This is a genomic window from Colwellia psychrerythraea, assembly GCF_000764185.1.
Lineage (GTDB): Bacteria > Pseudomonadota > Gammaproteobacteria > Enterobacterales > Alteromonadaceae > Colwellia > Colwellia psychrerythraea_B.
In genome coordinates this window covers 131231-153647 of the sequence record NZ_JQEC01000074.1, presented here as the reverse complement: position 1 = coordinate 153647, position 22417 = coordinate 131231, and the positions used below count along the sequence as shown (strand labels likewise).

Annotated in this window: 25 protein-coding genes; 9 read left to right on the top strand and 16 right to left on the bottom strand. The window is 37.5% G+C overall.

The features are described 5' to 3' along the window. The 7 genes from GAB14E_RS25185 to GAB14E_RS00600 form a co-directional block, all read right to left on the bottom strand. On the bottom strand, window positions 1–892 hold an 892-nt coding region (locus GAB14E_RS25185; RefSeq protein WP_033084584.1), incomplete at its 3' end, for a hypothetical protein. A 105-nt stretch (window positions 893–997) separates the two neighbouring features. Beyond that, window positions 998–1132, bottom strand: coding sequence for a membrane protein (locus GAB14E_RS25600; protein ID WP_033084583.1), 135 nt, complete (start codon window positions 1130–1132; stop codon window positions 998–1000). Window positions 1133–1213: 81 nt separating this feature from the next. Then, a complete protein-coding gene (locus tag GAB14E_RS00580; protein ID WP_033084582.1) occupies window positions 1214–1453 on the bottom strand; it encodes a hypothetical protein in 240 nt (79 codons plus the stop codon). Between the two features lie 3 nt (window positions 1454–1456). Beyond that, complete coding sequence (locus GAB14E_RS00585) at window positions 1457–1801, bottom strand: hypothetical protein (RefSeq protein WP_033084581.1); 345 nt, start codon at window positions 1799–1801, stop codon at window positions 1457–1459. 25 nt (window positions 1802–1826) lie between these two features. Continuing rightward, a complete protein-coding gene (locus GAB14E_RS00590) occupies window positions 1827–3263 on the bottom strand; it encodes a replication initiation factor domain-containing protein (RefSeq protein WP_033084580.1) in 1437 nt (478 codons plus the stop codon). Further along, window positions 3253–3456, bottom strand: a complete 204-nt coding sequence (locus GAB14E_RS00595) for a hypothetical protein (protein WP_033084579.1) — start codon at window positions 3454–3456, stop codon at window positions 3253–3255. Before GAB14E_RS00595 ends, GAB14E_RS00590 begins: the two co-directional genes overlap by 11 nt. Window positions 3457–3458: 2 nt before the next feature. Next, a complete protein-coding gene (locus tag GAB14E_RS00600; protein ID WP_033084578.1) occupies window positions 3459–3698 on the bottom strand; it encodes a hypothetical protein in 240 nt (79 codons plus the stop codon). Between the two features lie 112 nt (window positions 3699–3810). Between GAB14E_RS00600 and GAB14E_RS00605 the strand changes: the two genes are divergently transcribed. Next, window positions 3811–4200, top strand: coding sequence for a hypothetical protein (locus GAB14E_RS00605; protein ID WP_033084577.1), 390 nt, complete (start codon window positions 3811–3813; stop codon window positions 4198–4200). Here the strand turns inward: GAB14E_RS00605 and GAB14E_RS00610 are convergent. Genes GAB14E_RS00610 through GAB14E_RS00620 form a run of 3 tightly spaced genes read right to left on the bottom strand, consistent with a single transcriptional unit; the run spans window position 4193 to window position 5096 of the window. After that, window positions 4193–4450, bottom strand: a complete 258-nt coding sequence (locus GAB14E_RS00610; RefSeq protein ID WP_033084576.1) for a hypothetical protein — start codon at window positions 4448–4450, stop codon at window positions 4193–4195. The genes GAB14E_RS00605 and GAB14E_RS00610 overlap by 8 nt on opposite strands. After that, window positions 4417–4902 carry a hypothetical protein gene (locus tag GAB14E_RS00615; protein ID WP_033084575.1) on the bottom strand — a complete coding sequence of 162 codons (486 nt, stop codon included), beginning with the start codon at window positions 4900–4902 and terminating at the stop codon, window positions 4417–4419. The genes GAB14E_RS00610 and GAB14E_RS00615 overlap by 34 nt, the downstream gene beginning before the upstream one ends. Next, window positions 4902–5096 carry a hypothetical protein gene (locus GAB14E_RS00620; protein WP_033084574.1) on the bottom strand — a complete coding sequence of 65 codons (195 nt, stop codon included), beginning with the start codon at window positions 5094–5096 and terminating at the stop codon, window positions 4902–4904. The genes GAB14E_RS00615 and GAB14E_RS00620 overlap by 1 nt, the downstream gene beginning before the upstream one ends. A 120-nt stretch (window positions 5097–5216) precedes the next feature. On the opposite strand from GAB14E_RS00620, the gene GAB14E_RS00625 reads away from it, so the two are divergent. Then, a complete protein-coding gene (locus GAB14E_RS00625) occupies window positions 5217–6221 on the top strand; it encodes a phage integrase (protein ID WP_033084573.1) in 1005 nt (334 codons plus the stop codon). A 148-nt stretch (window positions 6222–6369) separates the two neighbouring features. On the opposite strand, the gene GAB14E_RS00630 is transcribed toward GAB14E_RS00625, so the two are convergent. Beyond that, complete coding sequence (locus GAB14E_RS00630) at window positions 6370–7260, bottom strand: nuclear transport factor 2 family protein (protein WP_033084572.1); 891 nt, start codon at window positions 7258–7260, stop codon at window positions 6370–6372. Window positions 7261–7485: 225 nt separating this feature from the next. On the opposite strand from GAB14E_RS00630, the gene GAB14E_RS00635 reads away from it, so the two are divergent. Continuing rightward, entirely contained in the window at window positions 7486–9657 is a 2172-nt protein-coding gene (locus GAB14E_RS00635) for a winged helix-turn-helix domain-containing protein (RefSeq protein ID WP_033084571.1), read from the top strand. A 174-nt stretch (window positions 9658–9831) separates the two neighbouring features. Then, window positions 9832–10587: an alpha/beta hydrolase gene (locus tag GAB14E_RS00640; RefSeq protein WP_033084570.1), complete on the top strand. Its 756-nt coding sequence runs from the start codon at window positions 9832–9834 to the stop codon at window positions 10585–10587. 15 nt (window positions 10588–10602) lie between these two features. On the opposite strand, the gene GAB14E_RS00645 is transcribed toward GAB14E_RS00640, so the two are convergent. The 3 genes from GAB14E_RS00645 to GAB14E_RS00655 all read right to left on the bottom strand — a co-directional run bounded on the left by GAB14E_RS00645 (window position 10603) and on the right by GAB14E_RS00655 (window position 14077). Then, entirely contained in the window at window positions 10603–11820 is a 1218-nt protein-coding gene (locus tag GAB14E_RS00645) for an Nramp family divalent metal transporter (RefSeq protein WP_033084569.1), read from the bottom strand. A 281-nt stretch (window positions 11821–12101) separates the two neighbouring features. Further along, on the bottom strand, window positions 12102–13454 hold the full coding sequence (locus GAB14E_RS00650; protein WP_033084568.1) for a DEAD/DEAH box helicase: 1353 nt from the start codon (window positions 13452–13454) through the stop codon (window positions 12102–12104). A 197-nt stretch (window positions 13455–13651) separates the two neighbouring features. Next, complete coding sequence (locus tag GAB14E_RS00655; protein ID WP_052094150.1) at window positions 13652–14077, bottom strand: GNAT family N-acetyltransferase; 426 nt, start codon at window positions 14075–14077, stop codon at window positions 13652–13654. Window positions 14078–14240: 163 nt separating this feature from the next. On the opposite strand from GAB14E_RS00655, the gene GAB14E_RS00660 reads away from it, so the two are divergent. The 4 genes from GAB14E_RS00660 (at window position 14241) to GAB14E_RS00675 (ending at window position 19373) form a co-directional block, all read left to right on the top strand. Next, entirely contained in the window at window positions 14241–14636 is a 396-nt protein-coding gene (locus GAB14E_RS00660) for a GlcG/HbpS family heme-binding protein (RefSeq protein ID WP_033084567.1), read from the top strand. 530 nt (window positions 14637–15166) lie between these two features. Beyond that, window positions 15167–16723 (top strand): ethylbenzene dehydrogenase-related protein, encoded by a 1557-nt coding sequence (locus tag GAB14E_RS00665; RefSeq protein WP_231562132.1) that lies wholly within the window; start codon window positions 15167–15169, stop codon window positions 16721–16723. Further along, a complete protein-coding gene (locus GAB14E_RS00670) occupies window positions 16720–17409 on the top strand; it encodes an Lcl C-terminal domain-containing protein (protein WP_033084566.1) in 690 nt (229 codons plus the stop codon). Before GAB14E_RS00665 ends, GAB14E_RS00670 begins: the two co-directional genes overlap by 4 nt. After that, window positions 17406–19373: a pre-peptidase C-terminal domain-containing protein gene (locus GAB14E_RS00675; protein ID WP_033084565.1), complete on the top strand. Its 1968-nt coding sequence runs from the start codon at window positions 17406–17408 to the stop codon at window positions 19371–19373. The genes GAB14E_RS00670 and GAB14E_RS00675 overlap by 4 nt, the downstream gene beginning before the upstream one ends. Window positions 19374–19451: 78 nt before the next feature. Here the strand turns inward: GAB14E_RS00675 and GAB14E_RS00680 are convergent, their stop codons facing one another. Both GAB14E_RS00680 and GAB14E_RS00685 read right to left on the bottom strand, forming a co-directional pair. After that, the gene (locus GAB14E_RS00680) at window positions 19452–20120 is read right to left on the bottom strand and encodes a DUF4386 family protein (protein ID WP_033084564.1); all 669 of its coding nucleotides are present in this window, start codon (window positions 20118–20120) and stop codon (window positions 19452–19454) included. 82 nt (window positions 20121–20202) lie between these two features. Continuing rightward, entirely contained in the window at window positions 20203–20946 is a 744-nt protein-coding gene (locus tag GAB14E_RS00685) for a DUF2306 domain-containing protein (protein WP_033084563.1), read from the bottom strand. A 212-nt stretch (window positions 20947–21158) separates the two neighbouring features. Between GAB14E_RS00685 and GAB14E_RS00690 the strand changes: the two genes are divergently transcribed. Beyond that, on the top strand, window positions 21159–22385 hold the full coding sequence (locus tag GAB14E_RS00690; protein WP_033084562.1) for a helix-turn-helix domain-containing protein: 1227 nt from the start codon (window positions 21159–21161) through the stop codon (window positions 22383–22385). The last annotated feature ends 32 nt before the right edge of the window (window positions 22386–22417 follow it).

The following is a 22417-nucleotide window of genomic DNA, read 5'->3' as shown; positions in this document are numbered from 1 at the left end:
CACCACCAGAGCCGTCACCACCAGAGCCATCACCACCAGAGCCGTCACCACCAGAGCCGTCACCACCAGAGCCGTCACCACCATCAGGTGATTCTATAGGCGAAACACAAATAAATTGACCGTTCATTTGACCACAACCAGCATCACATTGACCATTAGGGCAAACCTCTTCAGGATTAGCAGGGCAATACTTTAACGCTCCAGATTCTGTACATTGCTGGTCAGAGCCATCAGGAAGATTACCAACACCACCATTTTCATCCAAAACAGGGTAAACATCGCTATAACAGTTATTTTCAGTTGGCATATAAGCAGATTGGCCTCCGCCGATATCAACAGATGAAGCTGCACAAATAGAACCATCAGACTTAGTGATACAAACATTAGGCTCAGAAACAGGATTTGTATAAACGTCATTAAAATCACAAGAGTCAAAAGATGCTATTTCATTAGGGTTAACGCAAAAGGTAGTGTCAGGGGGGTTATATGAATTTAAGACACTACAAGTATTTTCAGCAACAGGCCCATCATAAGAAAAAGTAATTCCATGTACTGGCCCCATGGTTTGAACAGGGTTATTAAAATAATCAAGTACCGTTTCCATACAAACAATGTCCACTCTCCCCCCGTTTTTAGGGTCGTCACCTGAATATAATTTTAGAGATTGAATAGTACAATCGTTAACTTCACCACCACCAAAATTTTCTAAATAAATAGTTAAAGCAGTATTTTGATCAAAACCACAGGACTCAAAATCTGTTTGCCATATATATTTCTCACAACTTGAAGTAGTTGCCGGAATTGAATTAGACTCATTAAAAATACTTTCAGCAGACGAAAAAAAAGGCGCTAACAGTACAAGTGTTAACGCCAAATTTAAAAATTTATTCATTATCCAAACCCCTTACAGACTTCCTTTGCACACATAACACCTATCAGTACTACAGAAATATCAAAAAGGGCGAGTAAAATACCCGCCATAATTATTCCCCTTAAATTATGCAGATTTAACCGCACGTTTAGCTAAACCGATAGCCTTATAAGCTAAAGAAATACCAACAATAGCTAAACCAGCAACACCAACAAAAGTAGCTACCGTAGAAAGATCAACCGCTGCAAAAATAGCGTCCATTTTTATTCTCCAATTTTAAAGTTTTGAGCAAAGTTGCTCGTTAATATTCTGAAATCGGAAGACCCCGAAATCATGAATTTTTTACACTTGCTTTATAGTTTTACGGGCATTTTTTATCGCATAACCCATGAACCAAAAGCTGATATACGTACCAAACCCCCAAGTAAAAGACTGGGCAATTTCCAAAGGTGTAATTGCATAAGTTTGAAGCATCAATAAATATTCATTTGAGTCGACAAGCACATAACCTGAACAGTCATTAACTGACACTGGAGAACTAACCAGTGAGCCATCAGGATTAGCAATTACACATAAGGCCACAAATTACCCCGCCTTTTGTTGTTCAGCAGGTTCAATAACAAGTAGTACTGCTTTTGAATCAACGTAAACGTTGCGGTAATCGCCAACATTTACAGGTAGCTCAACCAGAGCGCCATGATTTTCTGAAAGGGTCTGAATAAACATTGCATCCTTTTCTTTATCAGAACTAACCCGAGCAGTTTTAATCATCTTTTGCTCTTGGTTGAAGCCATTGATAAAGGACACTTCGATACCTATTTCGGTATAGCTATTTTCTTGAGCTGCACCGCTTTTATCTGTATAACGATTTTTAGTTAACTTGGTACCAACTAAAATACCGCGTAAAAATATACCTGTTTGAATTTCCATTTTTATACTCCAATAAATTAAATAATTAAGCTGCTACCGCTTCTTGCTCTTCTTTTTGTAACACCCACTCTTCAACTACAGGTGCTTTCAACCTAGTAGGCATTGACGAGCGGCATTCAGGCTCTTCAATGTCTTTTAAAAATTTCTCTACAATTTCACTATCAGACATGCCGCAAATAACACGCATCATGTTGATAGCTTTTCTCGTGTTAATGACTTGGTTTTCAACAATGCGCTCAATACTCATTGATGCTTGTTTAACAATTGTTTTGATTTTGCATTGCTCAACACTTAGGAACGATAGCGCTGGGTAAGTAGCTGCAAGGTATTCGCTAGACTTCACCATTGCATCAATGGGTATTACTCGTTGACTAGAATGTAATTCAACTTCCCAGCGCACCCACTTTGATTTTTTATCACCAAGCTGTTTGCCTTTTTCATAGATGCGTAAAAGCTTGCCTGACTCGCGTGAGCCGATATAAAGCGTTTTACCTTTACTTGGAATAAAACCAAATGATTTTTTTGCAGTAGATTTAGTTTCAAAACCGCCATGCTCTTTAAGCGCCTGAAAGTTTTCTTTTAATGCTTTTTCGGTTAAATGTCCGCTCTCAATATACATATAAGAAGCCGGACGGCCGCCAGAGTTAAACTGGCCTTTCTTGGCTTTTGTTAAAGCCTTTTTAATAGAGTGCTTCCCTGCGTGGTCGTCATGCGCCAAATCAATACGAGTGATTTTTATGGCGGGTATATTTTTGATTTCTTCATACAGACGGTTCATGTCTAAAGCGTTACAACCAGTTCCCATAAAGGAAACATAGCAACCAAGGTTTTTACCACCCCAGCAAATAACACCAGCGGGCTGACCATCAGCGTATAAAGTGGCTGAATAAGAATAATTGGAACGTCCTGTCGGATTATTCTTAACCGTCCAAATAAATGTCTCTTGAGTGAATACGTTATTTAAGCGACAAACAAAGCGCTCAACCTCTCCACAACCTAAAACATCAAGTAAATCTATACCGATGTTGTCTAATAAATTGTTTAAACGGTCACCATATTTAGCGCCTGTATCAACTTCTAAATCGCCCTTTAACATGTCACGTAATTCGTAACGTGCAGTAACTTCACACTCTGAAAGAGCAAGTGAATTTAACCGTAAGTCTTTATGCCTACGGTTGTTATATTCGCGAGTAATGCTGCTACATGAATCCTTATAGCGATTCAAAATAGCTTCATATTGATGAGTGTTAAATGCGTTAGTAGCTAATAACTCTTTGTTCTTTGTGGTCTCAAGCTTGGCTAGTTCTCGGTTCAAGGCAGCATCTTTAGCCTTAACAATTAATTCGCCTTTTACACACGCGCCAATTTTAGCCATGTGCTTAATGTTTAATAATTCTTTAGGTGACCAAGTAAGCGATAAGGCATCAACTAAACAAGGGATTTTTGTTGATTTAGTTTTCATCAAAAGCCCCTTGTTGTTGAAGTTCGTGGAAGTTGCTTTCGTCAACTTCAACCAAGCTAAATTCATGACCGTGTACGGTTTGGAGGAATCCAATTAAAGAGACTAAATTGCAAAAGTGATGTAATTCACCTTTGTGTTGGGTGCAAACATCGCCCCAAGCTTCTCTTTGAAAGTACACGGTAGGTTTAATCATGGTTAAGCTGCCAACGCTTCTTGGCGCAAAGCTTCAAGATTAATAAAGGTCTTTTCACGAGCCTTTAATTTAGATTTTATTGGCAATAAACCTTTGTGAATTTGTTGACGAACATTACCTTCTGTTTCGCCTCTAATACGCGAATAGTCGGCTACAGTGATAAAAGGCATACTTAAAAGCACTAAATCGCTTTTTAGTGATTCAAATTGAGTGTCTGTGAGTGTAATATTGCCTGTTAACATGGTTTTAGTTACTCCTTATTACGTCACGCAACAATTACTGACGCAGGAAAATACTAAACTGATATTACGTCACTTTCAACTGATAAAATGAAACTATTGGGGTTTTTCTTATATGTTATTGAATTCAAATGAAATTTTTTCTAGACTTTTAGAGTTATTTAAAACTAATAAAGTAAATGAACTATCAATACTGCTTGGTTACACGGATAGCTGGGGTGCATCAACAAAAAAAAGAGGTGGAATACCTTTTGAAGCATGTGTAATTGCTTCTATTAAATTTGATGTGTCTATGGATTACATATTATTTGGAAAAGAAAAGAGTTCTATTGATATTAATGTGTTAAAAATGTCTATAACAGAGGGGATTTTTGCAGCTATGCAAAGTGATATGATTACATTGAGTAAGGACGTTAAAATATCAACAATGGCCAATATGATAACGTCTGAGATTGTAGAAAATTGCGATATAAAAACAAGTGACGAAATAAAAAAAGCTATTTAACAATCCGAAAAGATCCCAACTCAATCACGTTATTGCGTGTGGTTTTTTCACTCTCTTCAATGGATAGCTTAACTTGTTCCTCCCATTCTCTCAGGTATTTAACCCGATAATCAGCATCAATACTTTTTATTTCAATATACCGTTTAAGTAATTCCTTTTCACGGTATACAGGACTGGTTTTTTCAAACATTAAAGTCTTACAAACCAAAAAAAACACTATAAAGATAAACGCCCAAAGTGCCATTTCCATTTTATTTTTGTTCCATAAACAAATACACAAATACTTAAAAGATATAAAGTTAGAGAGAAAGCTGACTGTGAGTTTATCAACCACATTATCGGCTCATCAGTATCAAATATAACAACTCTAACCCTATGAATAACTAGATAACTAATAGAAATTAAGAAATAAAAGCCATAAATAAATAACGTTGATATCTCATGTTTTACCTTTAAAAAAAGATGAGCAGCTAAAGAAAATAAAATACAAAATAATGTACAAGCTGCGGCTCCTAAATAATAAAAATAAAAACCAAGTGAAATCTTTAAATACTGATTAAAAATACAAAGAGACAAAGCCAAAGCAACCACGATTAAATTTGACTTGTTATTATTTCTATTCATAAAACTTAAAATAAAAACAAGAAAGTAAGCAAATAAATAAAATGTAGCTATAAAGTGACCTAGCTCATGATTAATCATTACTTCTCAGTTTTTGGCCTGTCTGGATGTGACCCTCCATCACCAAAAAGCGCCATAGCTTCAGGTGAAATTTCTAACGAGTCGACAGAACTAGTAACGGGAGCTGTCGCGCTATCTTGCTTTTGCTCCGTTTTAGGTTGTGTTTTGAGGTTTTGTTGATATTGGGCTGATAACTGTCCGCTTTTTATTTCCATGTTTATCCCTTAAACTTAAATCAAACCGTAATTGACGCGATAATAGAATACTTATCAGTAGATTCACATTACAAGAGATTACAATATGCTATTTCTAAATAAAAATGGAATAAAAATGTAATGAAAAAAATTAAAAAAATCCAAGACGGAATTTGGAAAACCGATTCAGATAGTACACCTTACCAACTTGATTTTAGGCCTAATGGACATAACGGTAAGCGATACAAAAAAGCCTTCTTAACACTTGGTGAAGCAAGGCGATTTATGAATCATTTAATTTCAGAAAGTAATGGTTTAAAAGAATGGCAACCTGATAAAGACGACAATAGAAAATTAAGCGAAATTATTGATTTGTGGCATAAGTTACATGGAAAAAATTTAATTGAAGAAAAAAGAACACTTCAAAAATTAAAAAATATGTGTGCAGGTCTTAACGATCCTATTGCTAGGAAGTTAACGCCAAAAGTATGGGTAGCATACAGGGCTATCCGATTAGAAAAAGTATGCGCTAAAACCATAAATGAAGACCAAAATAAAATAAAGGGTGTATTTAATGAGTTGATAAGGCTTGGAGAATTAAAAATCAATCCATTAAGCGGCCTTAAAAAATTAAAATATTCAGCACCTGAAATGGGCTTTTTTTCAAAAAAAGAAATAATGACCTTATTAAATGAGCTAAAAAATTCAGATAATATTGATGCTTATTACATTTCAAAAATATGTTTATCAACAGGTGCAAGGTGGGGAGAAGCTGAAAAACTACTAAGCAGAAACCTAAGAGATAACTTTATTACATTCATTAAAACCAAAAATGGAAAGACAAGAATAATACCTATCTCAGACGAGCTTAAAAATGAAATACCCGAAAAAGAAGGTAGATTGTTTAATGACAGTATGAAAACATTTAGAACGTCATTAACTAACACAGGTATAACACTCCCCAAAGGGCAAGCTACACATGCTTTAAGGCATACATTTGCTAGTCATTTCATGATGAACGGCGGGAATATTTTGGTACTCAAAGAAATACTCGGACACTCTAGAATTGAAGAAACAATGAAGTATGCACACTTTTGCAAAACACACTTCCATGATGCCGTTATTCTAAATCCATTAAGCATGTAAAAATACCCAAAAAATACCCCACAGCACTAACAAACAATAACAATCATTAACAAGTAGTGACGTAGAGACCAGTGTTTACTGTAAAGAGCCCGTGCGGTAAGTATACTAAAGGATGCATCTGCATCCTTTTTGTTATGCTGATGATGATTTAAAATACATCCCAGTGTTCAACAATTTTATTAATATTGTTATCTACTCGCCACAAATCGACTGTTTCTAAATTAGCAGCACCTGAGCCTGAAAAAGTCCAAACCATATCCTTTTCAGCCAGTGTTAAGAAAATAGACAGACCGCCAGTGCCTCCACCACTAACAAAGCTTTCTAAAGCATAACTACCGTTTGGTACCCAGTAATTATGTTGTAAGTAACTTGAGTCTACCAATTCACTAATCAAATTGAGATTTTGGTTGTTAAATAAATCTAAATAAAACGCAGTTACCATAACGTTATTTTCATCTTCAATATCAGCATTATTATTAGGTAACGTATTCTCTGGGTAGATATATAAATCACTAAAAACTGAATTACCACTTGCTGTGCTAACATTAGGCGTCATGCTAACATTCCAATGTTCACTGATCATACCATCAGCAAGTTTGTATAAATCAACCATAGCACTACCGACAAACTCATTTTCAACGTCATCTGAATAATGCCAATGAACAGCAACATAGTCGCCATCTGCGATTATATGTTTGATGGTCGCAATGTGATTAGGCAAACGAGTGGTCAGATCAACAAAGTATGCTTCTTGCCCTTCAACGCCTGCTGTAATACTAGCATTATGCTGAATAAAAGTTTCGCTATATAAAGAAGCAGTCAAACCTGTATTTAGACCGTTAATTACATCAGCATATACTTGCTTAATAATAAATTTATTATCTTCTTCACAACTTATGTCAGAACAAAGCACTGCACTTTTGTCTTCCTTAACGACTTTAGGCTCTTCATCTATAATTATTTCGGCTTCCTTTTCGCTACTACCGCAGGCTGTAACACCCAATAATAATATGACACTAACAAGCTTGATTATGTTCATTTAACTTCCTTTTTTTGAAACTATTCTTATTGAAAAATCGAATAAATGTTCCATTAGTTGATAAAAAACGAATGTAATATTATTCGCTTAATGATTATGTGAATGAATTTGATAAAAATTAATACCACAATTCGATTTTGTGTTAATGTGTTGTAAATAAACATAATGAAAAACTAAAAAAAACATCATGTTTTTATTTGGTTTTAATTCAACTGGTTACAGACATTGATAACGAAAAAATCTAATCAAGCATTCCGTTTTAGTGAATTTGAAGCGATCCCACAAGCCAATTTATTAATTAAAAGATCACAGAAAAAACGGCTTGAACCTAAAGTCATGTCATTATTAGTACTACTGGCGAGTAAAAATGGTGACGTTGTCACACGTAGTGAGATTTTGGCGACCTTGTGGCCAAATATTGTTGTAGGTGATGAAGTCATTTCCCAACTTATCTACTCATTGCGAAATGCTTTAGTTGATGATGCTAAAAATCCAAAATATATCGAAACAATCCCCAAAAAAGGCTATCGATTTATTGCCGAAGTAAAAGTAACTAATGCTGACTTCCCCGCAGAGAAAATCCCTGAAAAAAGCGCGGAGAAAAACACTAGAATTGAAAGTAGTGAAAGTAGTGAAAGTAGTGAAAGTCTAAATAATAACAGCCAAGTTAGTTCGAAAAACAAATGGCTAATAAGTACTTGCTTAGTGTTAATCTCAACATTTTTTTATACTTGGTTTGTCAGTAATGACAACTTAGCCAAAAGTGTTACTAACTTAGCAATTCAGAATATTTTACCTGTCACTCAAGACATCGGTGTTGAAGGTGACTTTAGCTTTCATAAAGACCACAATAAAATGCTTTATATCAGCTCTCAGCTGAAGCGGGTTGACCTTTACCTGAAGACATTAGGCAACAATCAATCAGAGCAAATGACCAATGATGATTGGATTGAATCTTCCCCTTTATGGTTAGATAAAAACACCATTACCTATATCCGTAAAAAGTCAGGTCAATTTCAAATTATCCGTCACGTTCTCACAAAAGAGCCTGAAGTTGTTTATGAATCTGAACATGCTATTTTTCATTTAACGCTAAAGACCAATGAACCTTTTTCGATAAGCTTTATTGAATACGATAATTACCAACATAATAAATTGCATGAAGTTAAATCAATAAATTTGCTTAACAATAAAGTGAGTTATTTACATGAATCAACACTGCATTTACCCAGTGATATTCTCTACCAAGTTTATTCTTTAGATGGACAGACACTTTATTTTTTTAACAACAGTGATCAAGTAAAAGAAATTATCTCTTTAGATTTAAAGAACAATCAGTATAAAACTATTACAAACAAGTTCTCCTGGGTCGAACATATAGCCTTACTTGATTCCGGAAACTTACTCATTTCCGGAGAGGTATCGGCAACTAAAGGTATTTGGCAGTTAAATATAAATAACCAAACGATCAAAAGTATATTGCCTAGCTCTAGTGGACAACGCATTACTCGCGCAAAATTCAAACAAAACCAAATTTATTACGCCACTTATAAATCGTCTACCAATCAAGTGATTGCCGATATTAAACAACAAAGTTTTGATTTTTTACCAAAACTGAATAGTGATGCCAACGAATATTATGGTGTTTATTCAACAGATAATAAAACCATGTATTTTGTTTCAAATCGCACTGGTTTCTATGAAGTATGGTCCTATAACCTTAATACTCAGAAAACTAAACAAGTTACTCAATTACAAGCTAGCTTTATATATAAGCCTGTAATATCAAATACAAAAAACCGTTTAGCCGTTGTCTATAAAAAAGAAGAGTTAACACTTTCAATAATCTCTTTAACAACAGGAAAGCCAATTAAAGAAAGTACAATTCCCAGTATGAAATACCCATTAACATGGAGTAAAGACGATAGTCACATATACATTAGTGAGCACATAAAACAGGTTAATATTTACCAATACGATAGCGAGACGTTAGATGCAAAACTAATACAAACTAATGCAGGACTTTTTGCTAAAGAAAATTCGGGTGAAACGGGCTTAACATTGATAGATTATAAGGTTAACGGTTTAATTAACAAAGATATCAATACCGGTAAAATCACGCCACTTATGCAGCCTATTGCTAACTTAGACTATTTAGTTCCAGGGGAGTTAAAAGCTTTTGAACATTCAATATTAACTGTAATAAAGGAGGGCCCGTCAAGACACATACAGGAATATGTTATGGCCAACGGCCAACAAGCTGCTTCTGTTAAGTTGTTGATGGAACTCCCTGATAGGTCTCGAGTAACAGACTTTAATAGTGATGGCACTAAAGCTATTTTCTTTAAAACTGATGCCCCTAAGGGCGATATCATGACAATACAATTAAGCCAATAAAATATCACTACCAATAGCAAGACCAAACATAAAAAATACTGAATAGAGCAAGTTAGTGGCTTAAATGGGTAATATAGCTCAAATAAAAAGCATTTGGTCTCATTCAACTGTTCTCCTTGAAATAATAGCGATAGCTTATGGGTCTAGGATATAAAAACCACAATAGGAATTGTTATGCCACGTTTATTTACGTCGATTTTACTCACCACTTTGTTTTTTTCAGCAACCAGCTTTGCTGCTGATATTACCTTAACTACCTCAGACAAATTCTCGCTAAAGGGCGATTATTATCAGGGAAAAACAGTCAAACAAAACTCAACTAATCATGCGGTATTAATGCTGCACCAATGTAATTACAACCGCACTATGTATAACAATATTGGTGAACAATTAGCACAACGTGGTATTCATGCCTTAAGCATAGATTTCAGAGGTTTTGGCGAGAGTGTAAATAACATATTTAATGTCAAAAATTTACGTAAGTTGCCAAAAGAAGAACGCAATAAAGCGTGGTCAAACATGTCATCACATTGGCCAGATGATGTGCAACTAGCCTTTGATTATTTGACAGAGAAAGTTGGTGACCAGGGTAAGGTAGGCATAATTGGCGCAAGTTGTGGCGGCAGCCAAGCTATCACTTTAGCCGAAAAAGAAAACATTAGTGCTATTGGCTTTTTCTCATCATCACAGTCAGATAAAAACATCGCTCGCTATAACAAAGTATTAGCAACAAAACCGACATTAATTATTGCCTCCCAAGATGATGGCAGAACATTCACTAGTGCCGGGCAGCTATTTATCACAGCCAAACATGCAAACAGTAAAATGATATCTTATAAAGGCAGCAAACATGGTTATCCGCTACTTGATAGTGATAAACAACTCGCACAAACTATTGTTGCTTGGTTTGTTAATGAATTAAATAATTAATTCCGCGATAAAGCCTTACAACAAACCAAATGCCGACATTAAACTACGAGCACTCAACATTAAGGTGAGTGCTACAACTATACCTGCTAACATATTTTGTTTAAAATTATTACGGTGCTGCCCAAGCGCTTGGCTATTCATCATCCACAGTAAAAACACTGTTATTAACGGCAATAAAACACCATTGGCAACTTGTGCAAACCAAATGACGGCCATAGGTTTATAACCCAAACTAGCTATCAACACACCAAGTAGTAAAATAACCAACCAAATCGATTTAAAAGGCCAAGCGTTTAAGTTTTTGTTTAGGTTTAATATGCCACTTAAGGCAAAAGCGGCAGCTAACGGGGCTGTTACCGCTGAAGAAATACCTGCGGCAAATAAACCAATAGCAATAAACACCGCGGATAAATCGCCAAATACCGGCTCAAGGGCTGGTGCGATATCTGCGGCATTAGTAATTTGAATTTGTTGGCCAAAAAAGGCAGTTGCTGCTGTTGAAACTATCGCAATAGATATCAAACCGCCCAGCGGTATAGCAAAGTATAAATCCTTTCGGGCATCTTCAAGTTGCTCTACCTTCTGCCATTTTTTACTGGCACTGGCACTATGTAAAAATAAATTATAAGGCACCACTGTAGTGCCAATTAACGCAATCACTGTAAGTGTTGCCCCTGAAGGTAAGCTGGGAATTAATAAACCACTGAAAAAATCAGCCCAATTTATGTCAATAAGAAAGAAGCTGGCGAGAAAAGCAATACTCATTACACCGACCAAAACAATAAGTGACTTTTCGATAATACGATAACTGCCCGAAGCAAGAATACTAAAGGCAAGCAGACCAATAACTACCGGCCAAATGGAAGTAAAAGCAAACCAATGCTGATCTTCAAAGAGATGAGTTAAGCCCAGACTAGCCCCTGAAATATTCCCTCCTTGATAGGCTGCATTACCAATAACAATGGCTGAAACGACCAAGAATATGGACAGGTACTTACTGAATTTTGTCGTACAGGCTAAACGTATATTCTCTCCCAAGCCCTTTTGGGTCACCACGCCCAGCCTAGCGGCCATCTCTTGCAATACAATAGTAGCAAAAACAGAAAAAACTAATGCCCACAACAAACTAAAACCGTAATTAGCCCCTGCCATAGTGGCAGTGATAACAGTACCGGGACCGATAAAAGCGGCAGTAACTAATACTGCTGGGCCAATCTGCGGAAGTTTGATCATATTTTTTTACTCATTATTGTTATTATTTTATTTATTTAGAATACGGCTTTAGCAAATGAAATTTTTCCAATGTATATGCTGTAGTAACAAGCAGCTATGACTCACTACGACACTTACTTAATACTACACTATTCTTTTACTGGTCTTAGACAAATATCAGTGCATTAATTAATGGCGTTAAACGCAAAAAGACCGATACACAGTATCGGCCTTTCATTTCACAACCATGATTCAAAAAAGCTGTTCACAACATCTAAGCTAAAAACAGACTATAAGTAGCATTATTCTGGCTTAGAATATCCCGACCAAATATCTTCATTTATAGTTTTTTTCTTTTTACGTTTTTTCTTACCTGTGCCTTCAGGTTTGGCCATCGGTTTATTTTCAGCTAACTCTGCGGCTAAAATTGAATCTTCAGCGATTTCAGCTACTTCAAAACCTTCTACTTGCTCACGTTCAAGCCAAATTTTGTTCTTCTTTTCGATTACTTTGAAGTGATGATAATCTTCATGATCAATAAGCGATATGGCTAAGCCCACCTCACCTGCACGGCCACTTCGGCCAATACGGTGCATATAATCTGCAGGACTTCTTGGTAAGTTAAAGTTGATTACCACAGGCAGTTTCTCAATATCTAAACCACGGGCAGCAATATCTGTGGCAATTAATACGTCAATCGAGCCCGCTTTAAAGCCTTCTAGTACACGAGTACGTTCGCTCTGGCCTTTATCGCCATGAAATACTTCAGCAGCGATACCACGTTTAGCAAGCTTTTCAGCTAAATGCTCACAGTGGTGTTTAGCATTAACAAAAACCAGAGCTTGTCGCCATTGATGTTGATGAATTAAATGCGCCAACACTGCCGTTTTTTCACCTTTATTAACTGTAAATACGCGCTGCACTAAGGTACTCGAATCAGCACTTTGCAATTGTATTTCAACAGGGTTATTCAGTAACTCTTGGGTTAACGTTTGTACTTGCTCAGGAAAGGTCGCTGAAAATAATAACGTTTGTTTTTTCTTTGGCATTAATGCCATTAGCTGCGATAACTCTTCGGTAAAACCTAAGCTCAACATTCTGTCAGCTTCATCAAGTACTAAGGTATTAACCAAATCAAGCTTAATTGCATTACTTGAAATCAAATCGAGTAACCGACCTGGTGTCGCTACCAAAATATCAGTGCCGCCGCGAAGGGCCAGCATTTGCTTATTCACTGATACACCACCAAAAACAGCCATGCTTTTAATCGCGCCGTTAAAGTGTACTGCATACGATTTAATACTGTCGGCAACTTGCTTAGCCAGCTCACGAGTAGGTACTAAAATCAGTCCGGAAACATAATTTCCTTTGTTGTTATTAGCGCCCTTGCCCTTATTTTGATGTTTCGAGAGTTGCTGCAACATTGGCAATGCAAAAGTAGCTGTTTTACCTGAACCCGTATTTGCTCCGCCAATTAAATCACGCCCCGCTAATACACTAGGAATAGCTTGTGCCTGAATAGGTGTAGGCTGTAGGTATTCCAGCTCTGTTAATCGAGCTAACAAAGGTGAAATAAGACCCAGTTCGTCAAAAGTGACGGCAGAGTTGGCTGGTGTGGTGACAGTAGTATTGTCAGAGTTGTTGGCAAAGGTCATTAAAATAAAGGGCTCAAAGCTTAAGTAATTGTCACTATTTTAACTTATTTATGACCTGTTAAGTTAGTGAAATCGATCAACGACCTAGAATGGCCGTTTAGAGAAAAGTTGAAAAATCGTAATTTCCGAGGTTACTCGTCGGAAATCTATATAACTTAAGAGCTTACGTATTCAATTCAATTTAATTACCTAAAAAATTAATTTAACGCTATCTCGTAATAATTAGTCTCTTGCTGATAAAATTCAATTTTCTCTTTATAGCTAAAACTTAAGCTTGTTAATAAATGATTAGAGCCAGTATTAAATAGTGCGGTAACAGCAGAAACTTTACTGAGTTTGTAATTATCTCTCGCTTCAGTTAACACTGCCAACGACGCCTCTTTAGCATAACCTTTTCGGTAAAATTGCGGCAATAAAGCAAAACCTAAATCGGCATACTCTAAATTATCTCGTTTCAGCAAACCGCACATGCCAATAGGTGTATGGCAACCTTGCAACTCAAGCACATATAAACCAAACCCAAATTTTTCATAACTCGCCATAGGACCAGTTCTCATATAGTCCATGGCATCAGTCAATTCAAATAGCCTGATTATTAGCCTTTCTGTTTGAGAAACTATCATGGGTGCTCCTTAATATGTTTTACTTAATTGTGTACTTAATCAATACCTCGGCAAAAGCATTACTAATTTCAGCTGAAATCTGCATATACAAGTAGTTTGGCTATAAACCGCCCAGCTAATCGAATACAATATACCATATCATTTTACCCTACTGGCACATACCATGAACACTTTAACGTTAGCCCAAACAGAGCACCTTATAAATAAAGCAATAAGCAAAGCTGAGCTGCTTAACATCATGGTTAACATCGCTATTGTTGATAGTGCAGGTTATTTAATTAACTTTAAACGTATGGATGGGGCGCAACTAGGGCCGATAGATATAGCGATTAAAAAAGCAAAAACCTCGGCTTTATTTGGTAAACCTTGTCATGTACTGGGAGAAAAATCACAACCGGGTGGCGCGTTATATCAAATAGAGCAGTCTAATAATGGCTTAATCACCTTTGCTGGTGGCCTACCTATTTTTAATGCTAACGGTGCAGTAGTTGCCGCTATTGGTGTTTCCGGCTCAACTATTGAAAATGATCTTGTCGTAGCCCAAGCGGCAATTGCATGAACGGAATAGCTGAAACCTAAGCAAAGTAACCAGCTGTAATAAACTAAGTCAGTTTTTTCAAGTTACTGAGCTAAGTTAAATAGTCATGCTTAACACAAAATAATAATAGCCTTATTAGCGTTTGTTATTCTGAAAATGAGGATACTTACTCTCACTGTTTGCAGCCGCGCTTCAACCAATACCATATGTAATTCCTCAAACAAAACCTCAAGCATTGCTGCAATGATTCCGCAAGCCAAGGCTAAAATACAACCGCAAATACTAAAAAACAAATCCAAAAGCCAAATCCAACCACTACCAATACAGAGTTAACATCTATTTAACATTCATAAAAACTCTATTTAATATCTATTCCAAAATAACACCTAAAAAACACAATAACGATAAGATGTTGTATAAAAACAATATTAACAACAAATAAACAACATAAATTCATTTGTATATCTTTTTTCACAAATCTTTCACTTCACAACTTGTTAATAAGATGTAAGCATATTTGTATGGAAAACATACAAATATAAGGAGTGAGTTTGAATCGTAAAATGTTTGTTTCGTTACATCTAATTGCCATGAGCACTGTGCTATTAAACTTGCTCACTGGGCTAAGAATATCTAGCCTCGATACTCCGGTACTCATGTACTTTGATGCTATATTGATCAGTGGTGCGGTTCATAGTATGCATTTAATTTCTGGCTATGTTTTTAGTGTTTTAGTACTTTATTTTATTTATTACCAATTCAATAACAGCCAACTAAGTAGGAACCTGTTAAATAAGTCTCAGCTAAAGAAAATCCCACATAAACAAGGCTACCGCGCTCTGTCATACCATAAATGGGTTAATCGTTTAGGTTACATTGCAGGGCTATTAAGCGTTATTACTGGGTTATTTATCAGCTTTGATTTAATGGTAAATACTTTACAACCATTACATTTCACCAGTGCTTTACTGTTTTTACTTTACTTGGTTATGCACAGTTGGATATACATACTACAACATGGCAAAGGCGTTCTGGTACGTTTATTACCCTCCTCTTATACTCATATAGCTTGGCTAAAACTTGCCAGTATTGCCCTCATTGCCTGCTTACTTTATTTATTTAATATTCCAGTAAAACATTCATTGCTCGTTTCAGCGATCCCCATGGATGTATTGATTGAAATAGATGGTCACGCCAATGAGCCTCAATGGCTTACAACCCCCAGCATTGCCATAAATACCATTGGCGGTGCTAATTTTGTTGATGGTAATACACAAGTCACCATTAAAGCCTTATCAAATGCGCAAGAAACCTTTTTCTTATTTACTTGGAAAGACCCAACACAAAGTATTGAGCACTTACCTTTGCTAAAAACAGCACAAGGCTGGAAAGTTGAAGAAGATGGCTTTTACCGCTTTGATGAGCAAAGTCATTACGAGGATAAGTTTGCCGTAATGTTATCTAACAGCTGTAACAGTGGCGCCGACGGCACTGCGCATTTAGGAAAAACCCCCATTAAAGGTAAACCCAGCAACTGGCATGGCAAGGGGTATCACGCCAGTTTAGATAATACCGTACGTGATTTATGGCATTGGAAAGCGGTACGTACTAACGATATGTACTTAGCCGATGATAACTTTATTGGTGCACCTGCTTCCGTGCAACATGGTCAACGGCGATACAGTGCGGGTTATCAAGCTGATGGTAAAGAAAGCGGCGCTTATGTGATGAATTGGCAATGGTATAAAGCAAACGTCATCACTCCTAAACGCTTACCAATTAACTATTCATTAGCAAATAAAAAAGTACTGCCTTGGTTTAGCTCAGCTCCTTATAAAGCTGAATTAGATACGTTAGCTGTCGGCAGTTATTTACCCTCAGTGTTGTATCGATCAAATCGATTTGAAGGCGACAGAGCTGACGTTCGCGCAAGGGGCCATTGGCGCAATGGTGTATGGACGCTGGAATTAGTGCGTAAAAAAAATACCCTGTCAAAACATGATATTTCGTTAAAAACTGGGGTTTGTATGTGGGTATCAGCCTTTGATCGTAGCCAAATTGCCCATACACGTCATCATAAAGCCATACAATTGCAGTATTCGTTATGAAAATTAGACTTTTAACTTCATTACTCATGCTGTTGTTATTAATCTTTTATTGCCGATTTTCTCTGCCGGTTCATGTAACACCAGTACATGCCCGCTTCACTAAAATGATAAACACGGGTGAAGTCATTTCATCATGGCAAGGTCCTTGGTCGTGTGTTGTTGACTCTAGCTTAAATGTACTTTGGGAAGTAAAAACAGACAATGAGTCTATCCATGATGGTTATTGGACTTATTCTTGGTTTGATGAAATACAGGGCAAAGAAAACTTTGGTGATTGTTACTTTGAAGCACAACGCTGTGATACCAGCGATCTTATTCGGCATACAAATACACAAGGCTTATGTAATCAACACAATTGGCGCCTTCCTACTCCTGATGAATTGCAGTCGTTAATAAAAAGCCCACAACGTCCTGGCCAAGCTCACATAAATAATGATTATTTCCCTTTTATACATAAAGGTGACTATTGGACATCGGCTAATCAGCAGCAATTACCACAGCACTTCACCCAATTTAACAGCGGCGCCTTGGCCGTTAACTTCCATGCGGGTCAGCAAGCAACATTGCCCTACCGTAACGCAGCATTTGTAATCTTAGTCAGTTCACTGACTGAGGCAAATACCACCTCGCAGCTAAGTAGTCGCGTTATTAATGAAAATACATCACAAAAGGAAGCAAGGAAATGAGCAAAAGTATTGTGAGTTTAGCCATTGGCTTAAGCCTAGCAAGTTCAGTAACTTATGCAGGTAGCCAATATAACCGTTTAATTTGGGATCATAACCCTTCACAACAGGCCACTATAGGCTTTACGCCAACATCAGGCAGTAACCATCATGTTAAATATGGTGTTAGTACCAACGAGCAAACTTGGCAAATCAAACAAGTAACCGCATCGCACACCTTTGCTAGTAGCTTGCAAAGTGAATTCGTCACTTTAAAAGGCTTAACGCCAAACACTGACGTTTTTTATCGCGTTTGTGATAGTAGCGGTTGTGGTGATCGTTTGTGGTTTAAAACGGCGCCTACCACCAACACAGGTTTTACCGTTATTGCGGGTGGAGACACACGCACAGGCTGGACAACACGTCAAAAAGGCAACAAGTTAGTAGCCAAAATCAGACCATTATTCGTGATGCACGGCGGCGATTATACTAATGCCAACTCGGCTTCAGAAATGAAGGAATATCTTAAAGATTGGCAATTAACCTTGTCAAATGATCTTATTGACGGTATTAGCTACCAACGTATTTATCCCTTTGTTGCTACCCATGGTAATCATGAAGATGGCAACTATAAAACACTTTGCCAAGTGTTTGGCGTAGATTATAACCAAGATGGGCTTTGTGACAGTAAAGACAGCTACGGCGCTTTTAATGTATCGTCACTGCTAAGGGTTTATACCTTAAATAGCCAATACAAAAACAGTGGTTATTCAAGTTACGCTACGGCAATGAACAATTGGTTAAATCAAGATCTCTCTGCCAATGGCAGTGGCGCAAAGTGGCGTGTGGCCCAGTATCATAAACCCATGTATCCACACTACAGCGGCAAGTCTGACAATACCATTTTGCATGACTGGTGGGCCGACAGTTTTTACAGCCATAAAATGAATTTAGTGGTTGAGTCTGACACTCACATTAACAAAATTACCCAAGCACTTAAGCCCTCAGGTAACAACTTTGTAAAAACAACCACAGGCGGCACTGTTTATGTTGGTGAAGGTAGCTGGGGCGCACCTGCTCGCTCCGCAAACAACCCTAAATCTTGGACCATTGATTTAGCCAGCATTCAGCAGTTTAAAGTTTTAAGTGTTACCCCAACAAAACTAGAAGTACGCACAGCACAGTTTAGCTCTGGTGCAGCAACCTTAACCAGAGAAGCACGTAACGCCGATCCTCTTGCCTTGCCACAAAATATTGATTGGTGGCAAGCAAGTGGAATAGGTGAAGTATTGCCACTTAGCCGCAGTGCATCAGGGTTAAGTATTATTGACGGTGTAACCGAGCCACCACAAAGTGACAATATTTTAGAAAATGGCGTAACACAAACTAATATTAGCGCCGGATCGGGTAGTGATATTGTCTTTACTATGGCTGTTCCTGCAGGTGCTACAGATATTAGCTTTACAACCAGCGGAGGCACGGGTGATGCAGATATGTATGTTAAGTTTGGCTCAGCGCCAACCGACTCAAGTTATGACTGTCGCCCTTATAAAAATGGCAATAGTGAGTCTTGCACTGGCACATCCGCAGGCGGTACTTATTATGTTCGTTTAAAAGCCTATGCTGCTTTTTCAGGGCTGAGTTTAACGGGCAGTTTCAGTACTTCAGGCGGAACTACTCCTGATATTATTAATAACGAGTTTGCTAATATTTCAGTGGCTAAAGGACAATGGCAACGTTATAGCCAAGTATTACCTTCAGGTTATTCTACTATGACAGTGCACATGAGTGGTGGCACAGGTGACGCAGACCTTTACGTTCGCCATGGCGCACAATCTACATCGTCGAGCTATGATTGTCGTCCCTATAAAAATGGCAATAGCGAAAGTTGTACCTTAACCACGCCAGCAGAAGGCACTTGGTATATCGACGTTTATGGCTACAAAGATGCCACGGGGTTTACGGTAACTTTACAAGCCAATCCATAACGTAGAATGGCAGCTAACTTAGGTCTCTTAAGTTACCTTGAATTAGCTCAATTGCAGTAAACACAAAGCTGAGAATGATTAATCATGCTCAGCTTCTTTATGATAAACCTCGATGGTAACCAGCATGCTTATCCCCAACCAAACAAACCAGACAATTTGACCTAAACCAAATATTTCAGTGAGTATATCCGCAGGATAAATAGTCAGAACTCCGGCAAGTCCAATCAATAAACCAAAGTAGCTAAGTCTCTTAGAAAACTGATGAGACTTTAACGCCGCACAGCTTAATAACAACAACCATAATCCGCCAATCACTTCGTTGCCGCCGCCCAAGCCTTCAACAATAATATTAAGAGTTAACCAAAGGTTCATCGCTTGCGCTGGCTCGTTAACCGAAAGTTTAATCACCGCTGCCAAGCCAATATTGGCAATCATGCCACTGGCAATAACCAAACCAACCCAAATTACCCCAAATACTGCTGCAAGCTGCGACAAGACCAAGGCACGGTTTTTAAAACGATGATAAAGCGCCAGCACAAGTACCGCTAAAAAAATACCAAAAGCTACATACATAACCAAATTAACAACAGATAACATCAGTTGATTATCAGCTAAAAAATTCAACTTTTGCGCTGTATCACCAGCACGAGGAAAATCGAAAAACGCGCCAAAATAGACAAAGGCTAATAGATAAGTAATCGCCTGTGCAAGTGCAGCAAAGCCGCCAACCTTTTGTAAATTATTCATCTAGTCCTCTCCATTATTTTAACAATCGTTATTGCAGTTCTCTTGGGTTAATCACTTAATTTTTATCTTGAACTGGATATACTTATCCTAATGATATTACTTCATCAGCCACTTGCTTTGATTTTTTTCGACTCTTGGTAAACAACAACTTAATAAGCCAATAAACCATCAAAACAAGGATAATAAGTACTGGCATTGCAAGCACGGGAATTGAAAGTATTGCCGCCTTTTGGAGTACCATTGGGAATACTTGTGGGTTACCCATGAATAAAATACCAACCGAAATGAAAAGTGCCATACACATACGCCACAAGTGTCGCGCGATACGTTGTGAGCCTGAAATTCCACCTCGAACAATTAGCCAGATATCCCCAAGTGCTAAAAAAACAGCTAAGCCCGCAAAAAAATAAAAGACCTCAATTGGCATTGGAGGAGCCCCATTCTTACTTGCCGTATCGCTCATTGCTGCGTCGACACCTATAGTTAACGAAAAAATGGCGGTGGCTAAAATAAATAATAACCCGGCTATTTCAGCCAAACCACGTTCACCTGCTCGACGTTTAACGGTTATCCATGAAGTCGCTACCAAGTAGAAAGTAAAAACGCCTAACAAACAAGTGAATAAGGCCGTTGAAAAAGGAATGTCACTTTTTATGTAAGCGATATACGAACCTATTGCAGATACAATAAGCATAGATACAAAAAACACGTTGCCTGCCTTTCTATGAAGTTTCGCTCCTTTAGCTGAAAATAAAGCCGCTGCACCAGCGAGTAATCCAACCGTGCCCAAGAGGATATGAAGATTTGAGATGGCAGAAATTATCATTCTTATTTTTCCTTTTTGTTATTATGCATAAAGAAAAGTGCAAACCGCTACTTATCCCTATTTTTTAAATAATATACTTTAGAAGGACTTATATCGTCCGAGACTAAAAGCACGGACACTTTTTTATAGGGAAGTGATAAACAATAGCGTAGAGTTAGCTTTAATTTAGAGAAGTAACAATAACTAAACCGTAAAAATAAAAAGGTACAAGATTGACTGATCCCATTGTAATAGCCATCACCATGATTATGGTTGGGCAAATATGTTTAAGCGTACCGCTGTTGTTAACGCGCGGCATTAAATCTGCCTTATTTTTACCACTGGCACTGTTTTTATTAGCAAATGGTGCCATAGCATTAGAGCCAATGGTCAGCACTTTGTTACCTGAATGGTATGCCCTATATACTGCATTAGCTTTTCCTGCACTCTTTACACTTTGCCCCGCGTTGTGGTTTTATGTAGAAGCACTAACGTCCCCTACCCCTTGGAAAATTCATAAAAAACAAGTTCACCACTTTGTATTATTATGGCCAGCACTGATGGTTTCAGTGATGATATTGTTTTTACCCAAAGAGACACATATCGCTATATTTATAAACGAAGCAGATGCTGTCGGCCCTTTAGCGCTTACCTTAGTAGTGAGTATATTAGTACTGATGCTGCTTTGGCTTGGCCATTGTGTTTATACTATTTCTCACATTATTCATCGCTTGGTTGCTTATCGAAAGCAACTCAAAGACTTATTCTCTAATAATGACGATAAAGAACTTCATTGGATGAACTGGTTATTGCTAATCGCCATCAGCACTTGGTTGTTCTCGTTAGCCACAGTATTTTCATCAAACCTGTTTGACAATTTATTATTCAGTTTAAGAACCGAAGCCATATTGTCATTGCTGTTGATATGGAGCCTAGCTCACTTTGGTTTACAACAAAAACCAGGACTAACTGAGCCGGTTTATAACTTTAAAATAGCCAACTCAAAGATAACGAGTACTGAAGTAGATAAATCGGAAAGTACTAATGCCGAAGTAGAAGTAGAAGTAGAAGTAGATCAGGAAAGCAGCACAGCAAAAAAATATCAACGTTCAGCACTAGGTAGTGAGCAATCAGATCGTATCGCTGTGAAAATTAATACAGTTATGGCAACAGACAAGCTCTATTTAGATGCCAACTTATCACTGCAAAAACTCGCCAGTTATCTGGCCATTTCCCCTAACTATATATCGCAAACCCTTAATGAAACCTTAGCCATCAACTTCTTTGATTTTGTCAATCAATGGCGTATTGAAGCCGCTAAGCCAAAAATTATAGCCAATCAAGATACCGTACTTAACATTGCCCTTGAAGTGGGTTTTAATGCCCGGTCTTCTTTTTATAAAGCCTTTAAACAAGAAACAGGGCAAACGCCAAGTGAGTTTCGTAAAATGAGCAAGTAGTGGTTTGGGCTTTGTCCCTGTAGGCTCTATGA